This is a genomic window from Marinobacter salexigens (genome assembly GCF_018860765.1).
Lineage (GTDB): Bacteria > Pseudomonadota > Gammaproteobacteria > Pseudomonadales > Oleiphilaceae > Marinobacter > Marinobacter salexigens_A.
This window is the reverse complement of sequence record NZ_JAHKPV010000021.1, coordinates 723,413-743,514: the sequence shown is the minus strand read 5'-3', so window position 1 is coordinate 743,514 and position 20,102 is coordinate 723,413. Positions and strand designations below refer to the sequence as shown.

The window sequence follows — 20,102 nt, the reverse complement described above, 5'->3', positions numbered from 1 at the left end:
TCACAGGTAATGGGTCAGGCGTTATTTTCTACGATTTTCTCGTGAAACTCCTGCACAAACGTCTCGAAATCCGCAGGGCGTAGGGGCTTGCTGAAGAAGTAACCTTGCGCAAGTTTGCACCCGCGTTGGGTGAGATAATACTCTTGCTCTGCTGTTTCAACACCTTCGGCGACAACGGTTAAATTGAGGCTTCTGCCCAGATCGATAATGGTGTTGGTGATGCGGGTGTCTTCTTTATTTACGAGCAGGTCACGAATGAACTGCTTATCAATTTTCAGATGTTGCACCGGCATTTTTTTAAGGTAAGTAAGGGACGAGTATCCAGTACCGAAATCGTCTACCGCAAGGCTAATGCCCGCTCGATTCAGGGTATGTAATTTGGCTACGGCATCAGACATGTTGGTCATGAAGCTGGTTTCTGTCACTTCCAATTCGAGACGCCCAGCCGGAATATCATAACGCTTCAAAGTACCGAGAATGTCATCAACAATAGTGTTTTGATGTAACTGTACCGCTGACAGGTTTACGGCAATGCGCAAAGGGAGCCCTTTGTCTGCCCACAGCTTGGCTTGAAGGCAGGCCTGCTCTAAAACCCATTGACCAATTCCAACAATGGATCCGTTGTTCTCGGCGACAGGTATGAAATAATCCGGTGGCACCAGCCCGCGTACAGGATGCTCCCAGCGGAGTAGTGCTTCAGCACCTATAACCCGCTTAGTCTCCAGGTTTATCTGAGGTTGGTAAACAAGGTGCAGCTGGTTCAGCGATAAGGCTTTGGATAGGTCTGTCTCCAGCTGTTTACGGTCTCGGATTTCCTGATCAATGCTGGCCACGTAGAACTGGAAATGGTCCTTCCCTTTTTGTTTCGCCAGCATCATAGTTTGCTCGGCGCTCTGAAGCAGTCTGTCTGATTGCGTGGCGTCAGCGGGGTAGAGTGCAATGCCCAGCGTTGCGGTCATGGAAACACTCTGGCCTTCGATCCTTATGGGTTCGCTAATACCGGAAAGAATTGCTTCAGCAGTGTCCGCAGCTTGAAAACCGTCTTTAAGCCTCTTTTCGACAACGACAAATTGATCGCCGCCAAGGCGTGCTATTGTGAAGCGTGATCCGCTGAGTGAATTTATGAGCCTGTCTGCAACAATTTGTAGGGAGAGGTCCCCGGCGCGGAAGCCGCACTGATCGTTAACAGACTTGAAATCATCAACGCCGCAAACCATGACCGACAAAAGTGTTTGGTTGTGTTTGGACTCTTCGATATCAGCGTTTAAAAGCTCCATAAAGCTATCTCGGCTGAGCAGCCCTGTAAGCTGATCATAGCGTGCGAGTCGGCTTACTCGGTCTTCTGCTTCGCGGTGGCGCTTCTGGCTTTCCCCAATGGCACTTAGCAGTGTGTTGGTGGCACCCACCCAAAGCCCGAGTTCATCTTTCTCATGGCCAATAGGTGTAGCAATTAAGCGGTCATCTGGATGCGCCGGGTCTACCTGTTTTACCGAATGTACAATGCGCAACAGTGGACGGGTTAGCAGCATGTAAAAGACGAAGAACAGTACCATGCCGAGAATGACCGCCGTTGCCACCACAGAGGTGAAAGTCACGGTGGCGCGTCCCAACCATATGTGGGCGGCAGGCACAGTATCGTAGTGAACGTCAAAATAGCCGTAAACAGTATCTGAACCGTTATTGCGTTTAAGTTCTGTACGGTATTGGCGCTCGACACCAAAAATAGCGTCAGTCAACGGCCTAAAGGTGCTCTCGGCCATAGGCCGTTTACGGCTGCTAAGAGGTTCTTCATTTGTGTGGAGTATCTGGGCGAGATGTACGGCCTCACGGGCAAACAGGCCGTCCACTACTTGGTCTGCTAGATCAGAGTCAATACTGAACACAGCTTGAGTTGCTGCATCTTTAACCATGGCGATGGTTTGCATGGCTTCATTGTCCAGATCTGCAGACACACGGCGTGCATCGAGCACCACCTGTATGGCGCTGAAAATCACACCGCTGATCAGCGCGACGGCCAGTATCCAGCGAAGGATTCTATAGCCGAGACGATTATCAAGCTCAAAAATTTTCCGCATTTAGACCCGTCGTTAGCCTATCCACTAGGCGCCCATAGACTTGAAGCTGGATTGCGCTGGCGGCTTTAGCGAAACGGCGCCAACGGTACGGATTATGGTTCAGATTAAACGACACTGCATCATGAAGTATCGACGATTATTTCAAATAGTTCAGGATACTGGCGTTTCAATTTGTAAATTTGATTAATGATTATACAAAAACGCCCGCTGAATGCGGGCGTCTTACATTCAGCCGTTATCGGCTGAATCTGGAATACTAGCCAAATTGATTAGGCCAGATTTTCGTTCACGAAATCCCAGTTAACAAGATTCCAGAACGCTTCCAAATAGTTCGGACGAGAGTTGCGGTAATCAATATAGTACGCGTGCTCCCAAACATCCACCGTCAGAACAGGCTTGTCTGCGCCGGTAAGCGGTGTTTCTGCATTGCTGGTGTTGGCAATGGTAACGCTGCCGTCAGCCTTCTTTACCAGCCATGTCCAGCCAGAGCCGAAGTTGTTGGCTGCCTTATCATTAAACTCTTTCTTGAAGTTATCGAAAGAACCGAAAGCCTTCTCGATGGCTTCTTTTGCTGCACCGGTTGGCTCACCGCCGCCGTTCGGGCTTAGGCAGTGCCAATAGAAAGTGTGGTTCCACACCTGAGCTGCGTTGTTGAACAACGGGCCGCTAGCGCTTTTGATAATATCTTCAAGCGACTTGTTGGCGTTGTCGGTACCTTCAACCAGACCGTTAAGCTTGGTTACGTAGGTGTTGTGGTGCTTACCGTAATGGTATTCGAGGGTTTCAGCGGAGATGTGCGGTTCTAGAGCGTTTTTTTCGTAAGGTAGTGCTGGAAGTTCAAAAGCCATGAGGTCGTTCTCCCTAGTCTCTCTATTATGGTGAGTGTCACCGAGCTAATATAGGGTCGATTTGAGCGATATCAACCCCGTAAGATGATTCAGGCTGTGCGGTTACTGTGTAATGAACTGCTGAATTCAGGGCTGCCGGGTAAAAACTGTACACAGTTCCGAACTCGCCAAACCAATTCTTCATAGCTGTCCGCCAATACGTTGACGTGGCCCAGCTTGCGGCCAGCCCGTTCGCCTTTGTTGTAAAGGTGTACATGAGCGTAGGGGAGTTCAAGCAGGCGTTCAACATCGCCGTGTTCTCCAATGATATTAATCATGCAGCTTAAACCGCGAGGCTCAACGCTGCCCAATGGGTGCCCGCTCACGGCCCGAATATGGTTCTCAAACTGGCTGGTCATTGCTCCTTCAATGGTCCAATGTCCGGAGTTATGGACTCGGGGTGCCATCTCATTTGCGACCAGTCCATTGGCTGTATCAAAAAGCTCAAGAGTAAGTACACCTACGTAACCTAGCTCGTTCAACAAGGCTTTTATGTATCGCTCGGCATCTTCTTGAACGTGCATTTCGAGCTTCGGCGCTGGCGCAATGGCATACCGAAGAATGCCTTCGTGATGAACATTTTCTGAAATCGGGTAAAACGCCAGTTGGCCATCTTCACCACGCACAGCGATGATAGAAACTTCGCGGCTGAACTCTACAAACTTTTCGACCATTAGCCTTGGGTGCCCAATGCTTTCCCAGGCAGCTTCTGCATCTTCCGGGCTCTTCAATACAGCCTGACCTTTGCCGTCGTAGCCTTCGGTGTTGGATTTCGCCACGACCGGGCAGCCAAGACTTTCTGCTGCGGCTTTTAGGGATGCAGCGCTGTCGGCAATTTTCCATTGGGGTGTGGGGATACCGAGCTCGCCGAACAGTGTTTTTTCAGCTTCGCGATTTTGGCAAATCTGCAGGGCGCGGGGGCAGGGGTGTACCGGTTTTTCTTTCGCCAGCTTTTCTGCCACATCTACCGGGAGGTGCTCAAATTCGTAGGTGACACGATCAACCCGCGACAGGAAGTCGTCGATGTATTTGCCTTCGCGGTCGATCATGACTTCACCCAGACCAGCGCTGGGGCTGCCGGACATGTCATAGAAAACAAAGGTTTTGGCCAGCGGATAACCGGCGAGGGCAAGCATTCTTCCCAGTTGGCCGGCACCTAATACACCAATTCTCATTTGTGTTCTCCTGCCGTTGTCGGGCATTTTACCTTGGGTGGTTGGCACGGCAGGGGCGAGGCTTTACAAAACACGCTGTGAATACGTCCATGTACGCTTGGCTCCGCCATCCATGGCTCCGCACAGTTTTGTAAAGCCTCGCCCCTGCCGCGCAATCGGGACTGGTCAGTAGATTCACTGTTCTTTCGGGTCAGGATTGTCCAGAATTGTTTGGGTCTGTGTCATCCGAAATTCATCTACTGCTTTTCGAACACCTTCATCAAAGGTGCCAATAATTTGCGCAGCTAACAGGCCTGCATTTGTTGCTCCAGCGTTGCCGATGGCCAGTGTGCCCACGGCAATGCCGCCAGGCATTTGAACAATGGAAAGTAACGAATCGAGGCCGCTCAAGGCTTTGGACTGTACGGGAACACCCAGAACTGGCAAGGACGTTTGTGAGGCGACCATGCCGGGTAGGTGTGCGGCACCACCTGCGCCTGCAATAATCACTTTGAGACCGCGGTCGGAGGCGGTTTTCGCGTAGTCGAAAAGCAGGTCCGGAGTGCGGTGGGCGGAGACGACCTTGGCTTCATAGGCAACGCCGAGTTTTTCGAGCATGTGAGCGGCGTGTTCCATGGTGGGCCAGTCGGACTTGGAGCCCATGATAAGTCCTACAAGCGGCTGCATACGCAACTGTCCTGTGATAATTGGAAAGCCGGACATTGTATGTTTTGGCTATCTGCCATGCAAGGAAGGTGTTTGGGTGCATGGCACGGTAGGGGCTTCTTTTTCAGGAACCGCTACAAGCACTTCCCTGTGCGCTTGTCTTTGGCCATCCATGGCCTACGACATTTCTGAAAAAGAAGTCCCTACCGTACCCTGGTCCCTGACGTGGGAATGTAGAATCAACACCTTTTTCTTTCTTCATTTCAACCCATTTGTAAGTGCATGTATTATCAGTACCAGTTAATTCAACCGTCCATATTCAGGAGCTGTAATGGAACCCATCCGTCCAGATGACGATGAACTGAGAGCCGAGCGGCCTATTGGTACGCCAGAGCATAAGGCGCCAGCTCAGAAGAAGCCGAAATCGTCCGCCGAGGGAGGAGCCGGGGGGAAGTCCAGGCCCTCGAAACCAGTCAAGGGTGACGGCAACGGAGGTGGCAGCGGTCGGTCGGGCTTGGCCGTGTTGTGGTTGTTGGTTATTGCCGTGGCCGTGGCTTCAGTGGCGGGTTGGTATTCACAGAATCAACGGATTCAGGTGCTGGAAGCTCAGTTGGAGGAGGCGGATTATTGGGCGCGTCAGAGTAAGCTGGCGTTGGCGCGGTTCGAGGGGGATCTTTCTGAGACAGGGGAAAGTTTGGAGGAGCGTGGTGCTTCGTTGACCGAGCAGTTGGATTCCCAGAAAAAGCAGCTGGATGAGGCGGATAGTGAGATTCGCAAGCTTTGGGTGGTCGCGAATGAGCGAAATAAGAAGCGACTGAATGATCAGCAAGAGAGAATTTCTACTTTAGAAGCGGGCCTTGCGGAGGGTGAGAAAGCGTTGGCAGACGTGGGATCTACGGTTGAAAAAGTGCAGGCGTCTTTGAGTGCGGATTTGGCGGCGCTCAAAACACGAACGGATACGTCGGTTGCAGCTTTGGAGAGTGCAAACCGGCAGGCGACGGAGAAGCTGACTGCTTTAGGCAAGCAGTTGGCGGATGTTGATCAGGTGGTTGAGCGCCGGGTGAGACGGTTTGAACAAGAGCAGAAGCTTGGTATCCAGGGGATTGAGGGGCGTTTGTCAGCCTTGGAGAAAAAGGTTGCTGGGGGTGACGGTAACAAGCAGCTCGAAAATGAGCTTGCGGCCTTGAAGAAAAGTGTTCAGGCCATTGATTCGTCGCGCGCCCAGTTTACCTCGCGGCTTGTGCGGTTATCAGAAGAGGTTAATCAGCTTCGAAACGAGATGTCAGTACAGTAACGGTTTGTTATTCATCCCTTGCGGTAGCTCTCATTTATAGCGCTTGGCAGTTGCTATGATCAGGCTACTCACCAAAGGATGAAGAGTTAATACAATGAAAACCCCTGTGTCTTTTTTTGAGCCGTTTAAGCTGAGCTCCCTATGCGTCCGTACGTTGTTGATTGTGGCCATGCTGTCGGCGTCTGGATGCACGATTTACCAGTCTATTGGCAAAAGTACCGGGTCGTTCCTGCACCCGGTTTCTGGCCATGATTTTGTGCACATTGATAACGATAAGTGGGATCGCGAACACGCAGTACTCTACTTCTATCGCACCGACTCTGAGTGGGCCGCTGATGAAATTGAAGCCCCTAGCGTCTACATCGATGATTCCCATTATTTCAATATCCGCAATGATAGCTTCACTTGGCTGGTAGTCAGCCCAGGTGAGCGTCATATCGCTATGCGCAGGCCGCTACTGGGGCTGGAGGGATTGAATTCGTTCAGTCTCAGCCAGATTGCAGACGCCTTGCTAGAGGTTGAGCCGGGTCGGATTTACTATCTGCGTTACAATGAGCTTTCTGAGCCTACACAGGCGCATCCTGACCTCGATCCTGAGCACCCCTTGGCGCAGGGTGACCTGCAGCTGGTTACCAGAGAGTACGCCATGCAGAAGCAGGAGATTGTTTCAACTCGCTTCCTGAACAGTGACTTGTTGGCACCGAACCATGCCGCGGTTTCGATTGTAGAGGCCAATGAAGATGCCGATTACGAACGGCAAATCGCGCTGCTTGAAGAGGAACGCGAGCTGGAATTGGAACGGTTGGAACGCGAAGGGAAATATGAGCCTTCGTCTTGGTACTGGCCGTTCGGTGGTGGTCCGTCGGCTCCGCTTGAAGCTGATCAAAAGATTGAGAAGCTGGAGCAAGACTATGCTCAGTTAGAACTGGAGCGGGAGCGTCGTGAAGCGGCAGAGTCGAGTGGGTGGTGGTTTTTTTAGAGTTTCCCGAAAAAGATTTGACACCGCCGAACAAATGCTTAAAATGCGCCTCTCACTTGGTTGAGCAATGAAGTCTCTTCGCAGGCAACATCAGCATTTTCAAGTGAGTGCCTTTGAAAGGTTATGAAGTGGGTGGTTAGCTCAGCTGGGAGAGCATCGCCCTTACAAGGCGAGGGTCACTGGTTCGATCCCAGTACCACCCACCACTTCTTTCTAGGGCTAGCACCGAGCTCTTGAGTTCGATGCGCGATTCAGGCTTAATGCCGAATCAATGCGGAGCGGTAGTTCAGTTGGTTAGAATACCGGCCTGTCACGCCGGGGGTCGCGGGTTCGAGTCCCGTCCGCTCCGCCACTCTTTCTGGGTGGTTAGCTCAGCTGGGAGAGCATCGCCCTTACAAGGCGAGGGTCACTGGTTCGATCCCAGTACCACCCACCAGATTTTAAAAAGGGCAAGTCCGATGGGCTTGCCCTTTTTTTTACTTCCCGATCAGCGATTGACCGCATACTCTTACAACGTTCCCGTTAACACCGCCTGATGCAGGGCTGCAATACCAGGCAATGGTTTCTGCAACATCTACAGGTAGGCCGCCCTGAGACAGGCTGGTCATGCGTCGACCGGCTTCACGCAAGGTCATGGGCATGGCAGCTGTCATTTGAGTCTCAATAAAGCCTGGGGCTACGGCGTTGATGGTAATGCCATTCTTTACCTGCTTTGCCATAGCTTCTACATAGCCGATTACGCCGGATTTTGCGGCAGAGTAGTTGGTTTGCCCGAAGTTTCCGGCAATGCCGCTGATAGACGAAATGCAGACGATTCGTCCACCTTCACGCAACAATTCTCGGCTCATAAGTTCGCCGTTAATATGCTCTTCCGCCGTCAGGTTAACTGCAATAGTCATATCCCAGAAATGCTCCGGCATGTTGCCTAGAGTTTTGTCCCGGGTAATGCCTGCGTTATGAATAACCAGATCCACCCCGCTAAAGTGCTTTTCGACAAAATCCGCAATTTTTGCAGGAGCATCTGTAGCGGTAATGTCACAGGCCAGAGCTTTGCCTTTGATTGCACGGGTAACTTTTTCCAAATCTTCCATTGCGGGTTCAATGTCTAACCCGATAACCGTAGCGCCATCGCGCGACAAGGTTTCGGCAATGGAGGCACCAATGCCCCGCGAGGCGCCCGTTACCAATGCAACCTTCCCAGTGAGTGGGGCAACCGGGTTTGTGGTTGGTGATTCAGTGGTTTTGCCAATGCGAACAACTTGGCCTGAAACATATGCCGACCGGGCAGACAGGAAAAAACGAAGGCTGGATTCCAACTGCTTCTCGGCATTTGGTGCTATCCAAAGTAGGTTGGCCGTGGCGCCTTTTTTGCCCACTTCTTTACCTAGGCTCCGAGTAAAGCCTTCTAAAGCTTGTTGCGCTGCGGCTTGTGGTGCTTTGCGGCAAGTGGCAGGGTCCTGACCAATGACTACAACTCGGGCGTTGGCACCAAGCTTTTTGATGGTTGGGTGAAAGAAGTCATAAAGCGCACGAAGATCGTTTGGGCCTTTGAGCCCGGTGGCATCAAACACTAAAGCCGAAAATTTGGTTTCGGAAGCTGCCGCTAAATCCAGTGCTTTCGCTTTGTTGCCCGCTTTTGATGAATCTTCAAGTGTTGCCTTGCCGCTGGCGTGGTGCAGCATTGCAGCGCTGGCACCAAGAACACCGCCAACCACCGCTATAGCTTTGCCGCCATTGCCTGCGCCGACCAAAACATCACCTTCAATAAACGGTTGATCTGCGCGCTTGAGACGCTTGAGGGGCGCCGGTGAGGGTAATCCAAGCGTTTGTGCTGCAGTTTTGCCCACGGGTGTATTGACGAGTTTGAGATAGATGTCTGACATGGCTTCGTCCTTGTGTTGGAATGATGAGTGGAGTATGAAAGATTACAGAGTAATGAATCCATCAGCTATGTGATTGACTCAACGCTTTTAAGGCTTTGTCAGGCATGCCAATGAGATGGCGGCTGTGGGCGCTAGACTGCATTCATAAACTGCTTACCCGAGTGCACGGGTTTGGAAGCCGCACCTTCAAGCTCTTGTGCTCAGGAACCCAATAGAGGAAGGATATCATCATGGCACAGGCTCAGAAGTCCAACCAAAAGAAATCCCCAGCCCTTAAAGCTACAGAGAAAAAGGCTAGCGGAGTTCGTCGCGTAGCCATTCTCGGGGGCAACCGAATTCCTTTTGCGCGCTCGAATACAGCCTATAGCAAGATTGGCAATCAGGAACTTTTGACATCGGCTTTGCGTGGACTTGTCGATCGTTACAATCTGGAGGGTAAACGTGTTGGTGAGGTGGTTGCTGGAGCCGTGATCAAGCATTCCCGCGATTTTAACCTCACCCGTGAAGCAGCGATGAGCTGCGGGCTAGCGCCGGAAACGCCGGCTTATGATATTCAGCAAGCCTGCGGCACAGGATTGGAAGCTGCCATTCTGGTTGCCAACAAAATTGCTCTCGGCCAGATTGAGTGTGGTATTGCCGGTGGTACGGATACCACTTCGGACGCTCCTATTGGCGTAGGTGAGGGTTTACGGGAAATCCTTCTGGATTTGAACCGTGCCAAGTCGACGAGTGATAGGCTCAAAATCCTCAGCCGTTTTCGCCCTTCCCACCTAAAGCCGGAAGTACCCCAAAATGGTGAGCCACGCACAGGAATGTCCATGGGTGAGCATGCTCAGATAACCGCCAAAGAGTGGGCAATCCCCCGTGAAGAGCAGGACTTACTGGCGTGGGAAAGCCATCAGAAGTTGATGAAGGCTTATGAAGAAGGCTTCTTTAGTGATTTGATGACGCCGTTGGCTGGTCTTGAAAAAGATAACATATTGCGCCCGGATACGACGCTGGAAAAACTGGCCACTTTAAAGCCGGTTTTTGATCGCGAAAATGGCACCATGACGGCTGCTAACAGCACTGCTCTGACTGACGGCGCCTCTTGTGTGCTTCTGGCCAGTGAAGAGTGGGCAAAAGCCCATAATATGGAAGTGAAGGCATGGCTGACCTTCTCAGAAGTGGCGGCTGTGGATTTTGTTGATAAAAAAGAAGGCTTGTTGATGGCTCCGGCTTACGCTGTGCCGCGGGTTCTGGAAAAAGCAGGCCTTAGTTTGCAGGATTTCGATTTTTACGAGATTCACGAGGCGTTTGCGTCTCAGGTTCTTTCTACCCTCAAAGCTTGGGAAGACCCTGCGTTTTGTAAAGATAATCTGGGTTGGGATAAGCCGCTGGGCAGCATTGACCGCGCCAAACTGAATGTTAAGGGCAGCAGTCTGGCAACAGGCCATCCGTTTGCAGCTACGGGTGGGCGCATCGTGGCTACGCTTGCCAAACTGCTGGAAGAGAAGGGCAGCGGCAAAGGCCTGATTTCAATTTGCGCCGCTGGCGGCCAAGGCATAACGGCTATTTTGGAGCGATAAATTTCTCGAAAGCGCGAATAGGCTTTGACAGATTGGCTTAAGCGCCGTAGTATGCGCGCCACGGTGATCGAGAGACACCAACCAGTTTGATGCGGGGTGGAGCAGTCTGGTAGCTCGTCGGGCTCATAACCCGAAGGTCGTAGGTTCGAATCCTGCCCCCGCTACCATATAAAAGAAAGGCAGATCAGTAACTTACTGATCTGCCTTTTTGCGTTTGGGCAGTCGAAAAACGATGTGGTGCATGAGCTACGCATATTCATGATTTTTGGCTTGTCACAAATCTGTGTAGATATTCAGCCTCTCGTTGTCACGCTTGCCAACACAGGTGGGTTGCACGGTTTTTCACACACCTTTCTGGGCGCTTGGCAGCTTCAACTGGCTGCTCGCAGGACCACTGCTCAATGACCCAGTCGCCCCTATTTATACCGTCTTAGTGGCTGGACAGATCTAATCCGTCGATGATGTACAGTCGGCTTCCGTCGATGGTGTTGACGTCGAGCTTTTTTTGCTCCAGCTCACCACCGGTGGACCAGGTGGCAAAATCGTCATCGTTCAGAACGCCAAGGTGGCTATCGTCAATGAGCCACAAACCTTCCATCTTGTCGTGAGGGAAACCCACCGCAGCGACCATATCTGCAACCAGATTTTTTTCAGCCGGCACGATGCCTGCTTCGATCAGGCTGGTCCAGTCGCCGTCTGCAAGGACTACCTCTTCCAGAGTTTTGCTGTCGATGGTTAGGCCTAGTGCGTTGTCCTGATCTATGTTTCCGGTTGCGGCTATCTCTTCAAGGTTGGTTGCGATCGAGAGATCGACACGATAGACGTGCTTCTGAGCGCTAGGGTTGGCGGCACTGGCGCCACCGGGGCCACCATTAAGGAAGCTGCCGTCACGCTCAATGACCAGAAACTCTGTGTTGCTCAGGGCGACGATCTCTGAGTTGGAGTTCTGAGTCTTTTCCTGTTTGTATAGATACTGTCCCACTTCTTTCGTGTCCAGGTTAACCGTGACGATACGGGTGATATCCAGATCCTTGACACTGCTGTTCGGGTTGTACATGGTCGACTGCATGATCCCGACAAGGGTTTTTTCGTCTGGTGTGATAGTCAGGCCTTCCATACCTCGGTTGGCGCGGCGGTTGGCGAACTCGGCTGGCAGGTTGATGCTCGTGCGAGCGTCGCCGGAAAATGCGTTGATTCTGTCGATCTCCACGCCGTTAGCATCATAGTGAACCAAATGCGGCCCATACTCGTCGCTGACCCAGAAGGTGCCATCGCTCAACGCAACCAAACCTTCGCCGTCAAGGCCGTAGTCGTCCAACCTGAACGGATTAGTGGTCTCGTCGTATGGTTTTGTATCATCGATCAGGATGGGCTGGCCGCTATTGTAGTAGGGGGTCTCCCCGGTGCCGCCTAGAGCAGCGCTGTTGGGTAAACCGCTGATGTTATTACCGTCGAGGTCTTTGAGTAGAATGGTGCTGACGTGGTTTATCTGGCCGTTCTCCATCACTTCGAACAAACCGATTCGCGGAGTGTAGTCCGGGCTTGGGAATTTCTTGCCCTTGCCGTAGTCGCCGGTGAAACTGGCGTTGGGGCCTCTGTCTGTAAGGGCATAGAAGTGAGTCGGGTTGTTGGGATGGGCAGTCATTGCGGAGCCGAAGCCGCCATTACGTACCTCCAATGGCTGTCGAGATTTTGCGTCGATTAGGTCGCTGCGCAGGACATCATAGGGCAGGAGTACTCCTGTCGCCGGAAAACTCTCCAACACTGCTGCAACACCTGCACTCCTTGCTTCGTCGTTGTTCTCCTTAACGGTACTGCAACCGGCCAACATGGAAGTGGCCAGCACCGTGGTAATCAACGTCATTGTCTTATACATCAGCTTTCTTCCTTTTTCTTTTCAACAAAACTCGCCGAAACCGCTAGGTGGCAACTGGATGGCGGTGAAGCGCGTATTAACTTACGCGCGAAAAATGACATTACGGTGACGGTACCTGAGGGGCTGGCCGCTCCTGACAAGGTTGCTACAGTTGTTGGCATCTTCCCTGAATGGAAGCGTGGAGTTTCTGACATTCGCGCCACCTATGGCGGACTTTTTGTTGGCCAGTGGCAGAAGGTGCGCGATACGAATAAAGCAAATCGATGATAGTGTGGCTCCATCAAAGTAAAATAGTTTTCACCACCTATATTGGATGCCTCCATGAAAATGTTAGCGTTGTACAGCATCAAAGGCGGGGTAGGAAAAACTGCCTCAGCAGTGAACCTTGCGGCACAGTCCGCTTTGCACGGTTATCGGGTTCTGCTCTGGGACCTCGATCCTCAAGCTGCTACAACCTACTATCTCCGGGCAAAGCCCAAGGTGAAAGGTGGTATAGACAAGCTCATTAAGGGCAAGGCTTCGTTTGATAAGGTGATCTACGACACTGATGTGGAGAGGCTGGACTTGTTACCGGCGTCGTTCGACGCCCGGGAGCTGGATCAACTGCTTGATGAGAGAAAACCAAGTCATTTACGTAAACTACTCAAGCCCATCCGCGACGACTACGATCTGGTTATACTAGATTGCCCGCCCAGCATTTCTGTGCTCTCAGAGCAGGTCTTCTCCAGCGTGGATGCATTGCTGGTTCCGCTGATCCCAACGACGCTTTCCCTGCGCACACTCAAACAATTGCGCAGTCATCTCGATGAGCAGGACTACCCTTGTTCAGTCTGGCCTTTTTTTACGCTGGTAGATCGTCGTAAAACGCTGCATCTGGACGTCATGGCACAGCTTTCATCTGAGCATAAATTACTCCTGAGCACGACTATCCCGAGCTCTAGTGTAGTTGAGAGAATGGGCATTACGCAGGCGCCTTTATCCCAGTTTGCCGCCCGCACGCCTGCAGCGCTGGCCTACGCCACTTTGTGGGAGGAGGTAGCCCAAAGGTTAAGGTGATTAAGCCTGTGCCGCGTGGGTGTACAGAAGCGTTTCCTGAGCGCTGATCGCAGCGACTTCTTTTATGGGGGTTCGCTTCACATACGTACCATCAACCGTTAAATCCCAGCTTTGGCTGTTGTCGACCATATAGGTCTCCAGATCCTTTCGCACCCGTTGTGCCAGCTTCTTATCCAAGATGGGGAAGCAGGTTTCTACTCGCTGAAACATATTGCGCTCCATAAAGTCGGCGCTGGAGGCCCAGGCCTCGGGCTGCCCTTCATTATGGAAATAAAACACCCGGGTGTGCTCCAGAAAACGGCCGACGATAGAGCGTACCCGGATATTTTCAGAAACTCCCGGTACCCCCGGGCGCAAACAGCACATGCCCCGGATCAATAAATCGCAACGCACACCCGCTTGAGAAGCGCGGTACAGAGCACGGATCAGCTCTGGTTCCGTTAGCGAATTACACTTGATGATCAAATGGGCCTTTTTACCCCGCGCGGCAGCTTTGGCCTCCCGGGCGATCAGTTGTAGCAAACCATTGTGTAGAGCAAAAGGCGCGTGAAGCAGGGTGGAAATGTTGCGTGCTTTGCCCATCCCCGAGAGCTGCTGGAACACCATATTGACGTCTTCGCATAGGGTTACATTAGCGGTAAAAAGGCTGTAGTCGGTGTAAAGTTTAGCGGTTTTGGAATGGTAATTTCCGGTGCCCAGATGCGCATAGTAGCGAAGGGTACCGTTCTCCCGACGAACAATGTGCATCATTTTTGCGTGGGTTTTGTATGCCATTACGCCGTAAATCACAATGGCGCCCGCCTCCTGAAGTTTGGAAGCCAATGCCAGATTCTCCGCCTCGTCAAAACGGGCTCTAAGTTCAATCACCACCGTTACTTCTTTGCCATTGCGAGCGGCTTCGGCCAAGGCGTTGACTATGGGTGAGTCCGCCCCAGTACGGTAGAGGGTTTGCCTGATTGCGAGGACGTTTGGGTCATGCGCCGATTCAGACAGCAGGCTCTCAACGGGAGAGAAAGACTGAAACGGATGATGAAGGAGTACATCTTCCTGACGTATTAGATCAAACAGACTCTCATTGCCACTACGAAGGCCTTTTGGAAGACCCGGTACAAAGGGTTTGTAAAGCAGGTCTGGCCGCTCAACCTCACTGATTAGCTGCATTAGTCGGCTCAGGTTCACAGGGCCATCTACGCGGTAAAGGTCGCGTTCACCGAGTTTGAACTGATTAAGCATGAATTCCGCCAATTCCGGCGGGCAGTTGCTCGCGATTTCCAGACGCACGCCAGCACCGTAACGCAGCGCCGATAATTCTCCTTTGAGTGCCGACGCCAGATCAGAGACCTCCTCTGTGTCCACAGTTAAATCGGCATTGCGGGTAAGCCGGAACTGATAACTGCCCTTGATGGTCATGCCCGGGAAAAGGTCGTCCGCATTGGCGTGAATAATAGAAGAAAGAAACACAAAGTCATCACTTGCTTCCTCACAAAGCTCGGGAGGAAGACGAATCAGGCGCGGCAACGAGCGGGGTGCGGGCAAAATCGCCAGACCTCCTTCCCGGCCAAATACATCCTGACCCGAGAGTTCAACAATGAAGTTGAGGCTCTTGTTAACCAGACGTGGGAATGGATGGGAAGGGTCAAGCCCGATGGGGCTAATAACGGGTTTTATCTCGCTCTCAAAATACTGCTTCACCCACTGTTTTTGTTTCTCGGTCCACCTGGAACGCTGAAGAAAGCGTACGCCCTTCTTTGCCAGTTCAGGGATCAGGATGTCATTGAGAATCTGGTATTGGCGCTCAACATGATGGTGGGCAATAGCTGAAATTTCGTCCAGAAGCTGGGAAGGCCGATGACCGTCGATATCGGCCTCTTCGTGCTGAAAGGCGATCCGGTGCTTGATACCAGCCACGCGAATTTCAAAAAACTCATCCAGATTGGATGAAAATATCAACAGAAACATCAGCCGGTTAAGCAATGGATGCGAGGGGTCCAGAGCCTGCTCCAAAACGCGGATATGGAACTGCAGTGTTGAAAGCTCACGATTAAAGTAGAGCTCTGGTGCAGCGAGGTTGGTCTCCACCGGAACGGCTGGCTTGGCGCGGACGCCTCGCCGTGTTCGATTGACCCTCAGCGGAGAACCCTCTGGGCTACTGTCAGACATATCGCTGACGGGCCTGTCCTGAGTTGGGCTATCGGCAGAAAGCCTCTCATCTTGTGTCTCGTGCATCGTTGACCTCGGGTTCCTGAATGAGCAGGCATAAAACAAGTAGAGTGAATCCGAGAGGTGACAGTTTGATGACAATGACTAAGCGGAAATGCGGAATGTGACAAAGTTGTTCAGTGTTTGCTGTAGGTTGTGGAGACGGGCCGCCATTAGGCGGCCCTGAGCCGATGCTATGCTGCTTTTTTGGCCTCTTTCTTTAGCGACTTGATCTTTTTCTCGTGTTTTTCGATTTTGCTTTGACGTGCTTTGATTTTCTGTTTGATAGCTTTAACGGCTTTCTTAGACATCGAGTTTTCCCTTTGCGTTTTTAGGCTCTTCAGTGGGTTTTTTCTTCTTTCTATGCTTCTTAACGAACCCACGAATGAACTGTCTGATTTCGCGAGCGGCACTGGTATCTAGCTGCTCACACAACTCTAGAAACTGCTCGCGTTCTGTACCGCTGATACGAATCAGCAGTTGGCTATCTTTCTTGTTGGTCTTCACTTTCTTTGGTTTATCGGACATAACTGATGCTCGCGAAAAAGTGAATCTCAAAACTGAAAGATATCTACATTGTATATACATTTTGGGTTAGCGCAAGCTTCAATGGTAATTTGGGGGATTCTGCACAAGCGCGCCGTCTCGGCACTCGAAATAAATGGCAGTGTCACGAGGTTTTCACTTTGTTCGGTTATGTTTGAGGAAATTAGCAGGAACAAATCCGACGATGCCCGGAATTAGTCTCTATATTCAAGAAAGCGTGTCGCATGAAACACGAAGCTCTCAGGTAAAAGGTCTGAATGAAAACTGGCGCTGGATGACCCAGAGCCGGCGTGCGTCAAAGTCACGGTGGCTTAGGTGAGGTGGAACCATGACTGAACTTAGCGATCTCACTCACATCAAGGTGGTGCCGGAGCAACAGGGGCTACGTGATGGGCAGCAGCGGCGGCAGTTGCGCCGGCGATTACCTGAACTCATTGAGTTGGAGCGCACCCTCGCTGAATCACCGGAGCAATTTAAAGTGCAGGTGAGTGCGAGTATTCCGGTGGATTCGCTTGAGCTACCAATTTACCGTGTTGATGTCGGCGATGCGCCAGCGGACCGTCCTGCGCTGCTGTTACTGGGTGGCGTGCACGGGCTGGAGCGCATCGGCACTCAGGTGGTTACGGCGTGGCTGCAAAGCTTGGCCAACCGGCTGCGCTGGGATGTGCATCTGGCAGAACTTCTACAACAGGTGCGTTTGGTGGTAGTGCCTTTGCTCAATCCTGGCGGTATGTATCTGAGCCGGCGAAGCAATCCTGCCGGTGTGGACCTTATGCGTAATGCGCCTATTTCGGCCCAGAGCCCGACTACCTTTTTGGTGGGCGGGCAGCGTATATCGCCCTTGCTACCGTGGTACAGAGGCAAGCTCGACCAAGGGATGCAGCCCGAAAACTTGGCTTTGCAGGGCATTATCGAGGAGCTGTTGCCCGGCCGACCATTCAGCGTGTCGCTCGACTGCCACTCAGGCTTCGGCTGGCGTGATCAGATCTGGTTTCCCTACGCATATCGGCGCCGCCCAATGCGTAACATCTCGTCCGTTATGGCGCTGAAGCTGCTTTGGGAGCGAGCCTACCCCCATCACGATTATCAGTTCGAGCCGCAATCGGAGCATTACGTTACCCATGGTGATTTGTGGGACTACTTTTATAAACGTCATAATCGTGAAGCCAGTGCTCCTTGGCTTCCGCTGACTCTTGAGATGGGCTCGTGGCGCTGGTTGCGCAAGCGTCCCCGCCAGCTGTTCAGTCGGGAAGGGCTGTTCAATCCTCTGGTGACTCATCGTCATCACCGGGTTCTTCGTAGCCATATGCTTTTGTTTGATTTCCTGCTCAGTGCAAGTGCTAATTATGACAGCTGGCTGCCCACCCCGTCTGAAGGCGAGTGGCTGCGCGCTGCTGCCAGAGCACACTGGTACAGTAGGGGTGAGAATCTTTAATGGATTGGTTGTTAATTCGAGGGCTGGCAAGGGAAAGTGCTCACTGGGGCGACTGGCCAGATCAGCTTCGACGGGCACGCCCCGAGGATAGATTCCATACAGTTGACCTGCCTGGCACCGGGCTAGCCCGAGACTTGCGCTCGCCCACGTCCATTGCCGAGGCTCGCCAGTTCGCTGACCGGGCGACTCGCCGGCTGCCGCGCCCGCTAGGGCTGATCGGACTGTCTCTCGGAGGTATGGTGGCGCTAGACTGGGCACTCAATCAGCCTGAAGATTGCGCGGGTCTGGTGCTGATTTCTTCCAGTTCCAGATTGAGTTCGCCTTGGCGGCGAATGCGCCCGACTCAGTGGGTGCCTGTTATGCGTATCCTGGCACAAGCCGACAGTGATACGCGGGAACGCGCCATTCTAGCTCTTACGAGTAACCGCCCCATTAGTGGTGAGGTTGCTCGGCAATGGCAGGCAATTCAGCGTGAGCGCCCGGTTCGGCGGGGCGATGTGGTTCGCCAGCTCTGTGCGGCCTCCCGCTATAAACCACCCAAGAAAGCTCCTGAAATGCCAACCCTTGTGCTGGCCAGTTATCGAGATCGACTGACGAACTGGCGTTGCAGCCGGGATCTGGCTGAGATGCTTGAGTGTCCATTGGAGCTGCACACTAACGCCGGTCATGACTTGCCGCTGGACGATTCGCTGTGGCTGATCGAGCAATTGAATACTTACTTTCCCGAAGATCAATCTGTTCAGGTTCGCACCGACTGAACTGTCATCGCTTCATCGTAAATTCTTCATCTGGTTGTAAAGCTCCATCTTTAGTCTCGGGTTAAATCGGTCTGCTCTAGGTCAACGGGCAGCGAATCTGCCAGAGGAAGGGATTAGAGAATGCAAAGTCAGTCCAGAGCATCCAGTAGCGGCCGAAAGCTCACTTCCGGTGTAGCAAGTGAGCCAGCCCAGATTATAGCGGCCCAACAGCTAAGGTATGAGATATTTACCAGCGAATATGGCGCTGATATGGAGACGGATAACGGTATTGACGAAGATCGCTTTGACCCTTGGTGCGAACATTTCGTGGTAATGAGCCAAAGCGGCGAGGTGGTGGCAACCACGCGGCTTTTGCACGGTGAGGTAGCCGCGAAAATTGGTGGTTTCTATTCGGAAGACGAATTCGATCTCAATCGCCTGAAACAGAATCCCGGCGTGTTTGCAGAGTTAGGCCGGACCTGCATTCGCAGCGATTTCCGCTCGGGAGCGGCACTAAGCATGCTGTGGTCCGAAGTGGCGCGGTATCTGGTTCAGGAAGGCATTGACTACCTGTTGGGTTGCGCCAGCATTAGTATGCTTGATGGCGGTTACAAGGCTTGGCGAGTTACCCAGCAGGTTCAGCAGGAGTACCTTGCATCAGCGGAATTCCGAGTCACGCCGAAGCGCACATTGCCTCACCTTGCCAGCCAGAGCACACAAACAGACAAGGTTGTGATTCCGCCCCTGATTCGTAGCTATATGCGTTTGGGTGCCGAAGTGTGTGGTGATCCTTGCTGGGATCCTGCTTTCCGCTGTGCGGATCTGCTGGTGCTGTTGAATGTGGATAACCTAGCTGCCCGTTATGCGCGGCGTTACAACCTAGAGGCCAAGATCGCTTGAGCAAACTAGATCGGATGGTCGAGGGTGTTCGGTTCTTCACTCGCCTGAGTGCGTTTTTAGTCTTTTTGTCGCTCAGTATGGCAACCCTCGGTTTGGTTCGAATTATTGAATGCTGCAGCCGGCAACGAATCGACCGAACCGTTCTGGTGGAAGGGTATTCCGCTGGTTTATGCCGATTGTTGGGCATGCGCATCCAAACCCACGGCGTGGCGAAGAAGGGCGCGGCCTTGAGAGTGTGCAATCATGTTTCTTGGACCGACATTCCCATTCTGGCCGCGGGCCTTCCCTTACGGTTTTTAGCCAAGCGCGAAGTGGCGTCATGGCCCCTAATTGGTTGGATTGCAGGTGAAATCGGTACGATTTTTGTCCATAGGGGTGCGGGAGATTCCGCGAAGGTACGACAAGCACTGGTCTCGTCTTTGGCAGGCGGGAGTTCAGTCATGGTGTTTCCCGAAGGAACGACAACCTCTGGTGAACGTGTGAAGCGGTTTCACCCCCAGATGCTCGGGGCGGCCATCGAGGCTAAGTGCTCGGTACAGGCGATAACGATTGCTTACCACCGAGATGGGCAGCCCGACAGGTTAGTGCCATTTACGGGAGATGATGATTTTGTCGCACACCTATGCCGCCTGCTAAAAAAGCCTGCGGTGCGTGTGGATGTGATGTTCCACCCAGCTGTAGCAGTTTCCGCTAGTGATAATCCCGCCGACTTAGCCCAAATGCTTCACCAGAAAGTCAGCCAAGGGCTGGCGATATTGCGCGAAAAAAAAGGCGCATCCGATTGCCAAAGTTCACTTCATGACAGCAACGAAAGTGGTACCGAACTCGGTTAGGTTAAGGTGTTTTG

Annotated in this window: 17 protein-coding genes and 4 tRNA genes; 13 read left to right on the top strand and 8 right to left on the bottom strand. The window is 52.4% G+C overall.

The features are described 5' to 3' along the window. Positions 1-14: 14 nt before the first annotated feature. The 4 genes from KO508_RS16955 to purE form a co-directional block, all read right to left on the bottom strand. A complete protein-coding gene (locus KO508_RS16955) occupies positions 15-2,075 on the bottom strand; it encodes a putative bifunctional diguanylate cyclase/phosphodiesterase (RefSeq protein WP_216009450.1) in 2,061 nt (686 codons plus the stop codon). 269 nt (positions 2,076-2,344) lie between these two features. Then, positions 2,345-2,923 (bottom strand): superoxide dismutase [Fe], encoded by a 579-nt coding sequence (sodB, locus tag KO508_RS16950; protein ID WP_216009449.1) that lies wholly within the window; start codon positions 2,921-2,923, stop codon positions 2,345-2,347. A gap of 89 nt (positions 2,924-3,012) precedes the next feature. After that, positions 3,013-4,137 (bottom strand): 5-(carboxyamino)imidazole ribonucleotide synthase, encoded by a 1,125-nt coding sequence (locus KO508_RS16945; protein WP_216009448.1) that lies wholly within the window; start codon positions 4,135-4,137, stop codon positions 3,013-3,015. Between the two features lie 174 nt (positions 4,138-4,311). Beyond that, positions 4,312-4,803: a 5-(carboxyamino)imidazole ribonucleotide mutase gene (gene purE / locus KO508_RS16940; protein WP_216009447.1), complete on the bottom strand. Its 492-nt coding sequence runs from the start codon at positions 4,801-4,803 to the stop codon at positions 4,312-4,314. 310 nt (positions 4,804-5,113) lie between these two features. Between purE and KO508_RS16935 the strand changes: the two genes are divergently transcribed. The 5 genes from KO508_RS16935 to KO508_RS16915 all read left to right on the top strand — a co-directional run bounded on the left by KO508_RS16935 (position 5,114) and on the right by KO508_RS16915 (position 7,491). Further along, on the top strand, positions 5,114-6,076 hold the full coding sequence (locus KO508_RS16935) for a hypothetical protein (RefSeq protein ID WP_216009446.1): 963 nt from the start codon (positions 5,114-5,116) through the stop codon (positions 6,074-6,076). Between the two features lie 94 nt (positions 6,077-6,170). Next, positions 6,171-7,055 (top strand): DUF2846 domain-containing protein, encoded by an 885-nt coding sequence (locus tag KO508_RS16930; protein ID WP_216009445.1) that lies wholly within the window; start codon positions 6,171-6,173, stop codon positions 7,053-7,055. 130 nt (positions 7,056-7,185) lie between these two features. Then, positions 7,186-7,261, top strand: a tRNA-Val gene (locus KO508_RS16925). Between the two features lie 69 nt (positions 7,262-7,330). Then, positions 7,331-7,407: transfer RNA gene (locus tag KO508_RS16920), tRNA-Asp, on the top strand. Between the two features lie 8 nt (positions 7,408-7,415). After that, a tRNA-Val gene (locus KO508_RS16915) sits at positions 7,416-7,491 on the top strand. Positions 7,492-7,531: 40 nt separating this feature from the next. Here KO508_RS16915 and KO508_RS16910 read toward each other — a convergent pair. Next, positions 7,532-8,938, bottom strand: coding sequence for a 3-oxoacyl-ACP reductase (locus KO508_RS16910; protein ID WP_216009444.1), 1,407 nt, complete (start codon positions 8,936-8,938; stop codon positions 7,532-7,534). Positions 8,939-9,168: 230 nt separating this feature from the next. Here KO508_RS16910 and KO508_RS16905 point away from each other — a divergent pair, with 230 nt between their 5' ends. Both KO508_RS16905 and KO508_RS16900 read left to right on the top strand, forming a co-directional pair. Further along, positions 9,169-10,506 (top strand): acetyl-CoA C-acetyltransferase, encoded by a 1,338-nt coding sequence (locus KO508_RS16905; RefSeq protein WP_216009443.1) that lies wholly within the window; start codon positions 9,169-9,171, stop codon positions 10,504-10,506. Positions 10,507-10,596: 90 nt separating this feature from the next. Beyond that, positions 10,597-10,673 (top strand) — tRNA-Met (locus KO508_RS16900). A gap of 263 nt (positions 10,674-10,936) precedes the next feature. Here the strand turns inward: KO508_RS16900 and KO508_RS16895 are convergent. Beyond that, complete coding sequence (locus KO508_RS16895; RefSeq protein WP_216009442.1) at positions 10,937-12,382, bottom strand: esterase-like activity of phytase family protein; 1,446 nt, start codon at positions 12,380-12,382, stop codon at positions 10,937-10,939. A 105-nt stretch (positions 12,383-12,487) separates the two neighbouring features. On the opposite strand from KO508_RS16895, the gene KO508_RS16890 reads away from it, so the two are divergent. Both KO508_RS16890 and KO508_RS16885 read left to right on the top strand, forming a co-directional pair. Then, complete coding sequence (locus KO508_RS16890) at positions 12,488-12,649, top strand: hypothetical protein (protein ID WP_216009441.1); 162 nt, start codon at positions 12,488-12,490, stop codon at positions 12,647-12,649. Positions 12,650-12,703: 54 nt separating this feature from the next. Then, complete coding sequence (locus KO508_RS16885) at positions 12,704-13,438, top strand: ParA family protein (protein ID WP_216009440.1); 735 nt, start codon at positions 12,704-12,706, stop codon at positions 13,436-13,438. On the opposite strand, the gene ppk1 is transcribed toward KO508_RS16885, so the two are convergent. Together ppk1 and KO508_RS16875 are read right to left on the bottom strand one after the other, a co-directional pair. Beyond that, the gene (gene ppk1 / locus KO508_RS16880) at positions 13,439-15,664 is read right to left on the bottom strand and encodes a polyphosphate kinase 1 (protein WP_252738171.1); all 2,226 of its coding nucleotides are present in this window, start codon (positions 15,662-15,664) and stop codon (positions 13,439-13,441) included. 276 nt (positions 15,665-15,940) lie between these two features. After that, positions 15,941-16,165 (bottom strand): hypothetical protein, encoded by a 225-nt coding sequence (locus KO508_RS16875; protein WP_216009439.1) that lies wholly within the window; start codon positions 16,163-16,165, stop codon positions 15,941-15,943. A 346-nt stretch (positions 16,166-16,511) separates the two neighbouring features. Here KO508_RS16875 and KO508_RS16870 point away from each other — a divergent pair, with 346 nt between their 5' ends. From KO508_RS16870 to KO508_RS16855, 4 genes are all read left to right on the top strand, one after another. Continuing rightward, positions 16,512-17,618, top strand: coding sequence for a M14 family zinc carboxypeptidase (locus KO508_RS16870; RefSeq protein ID WP_216009438.1), 1,107 nt, complete (start codon positions 16,512-16,514; stop codon positions 17,616-17,618). Continuing rightward, positions 17,618-18,376 carry an alpha/beta fold hydrolase gene (locus tag KO508_RS16865; RefSeq protein ID WP_216009437.1) on the top strand — a complete coding sequence of 253 codons (759 nt, stop codon included), beginning with the start codon at positions 17,618-17,620 and terminating at the stop codon, positions 18,374-18,376. The genes KO508_RS16870 and KO508_RS16865 overlap by 1 nt, the downstream gene beginning before the upstream one ends. Positions 18,377-18,496: 120 nt before the next feature. After that, positions 18,497-19,255 (top strand): GNAT family N-acetyltransferase, encoded by a 759-nt coding sequence (locus tag KO508_RS16860; RefSeq protein WP_216009436.1) that lies wholly within the window; start codon positions 18,497-18,499, stop codon positions 19,253-19,255. Further along, on the top strand, positions 19,252-20,088 hold the full coding sequence (locus KO508_RS16855; protein ID WP_216009435.1) for a lysophospholipid acyltransferase family protein: 837 nt from the start codon (positions 19,252-19,254) through the stop codon (positions 20,086-20,088). The genes KO508_RS16860 and KO508_RS16855 overlap by 4 nt, the downstream gene beginning before the upstream one ends. The last annotated feature ends 14 nt before the right edge of the window (positions 20,089-20,102 follow it).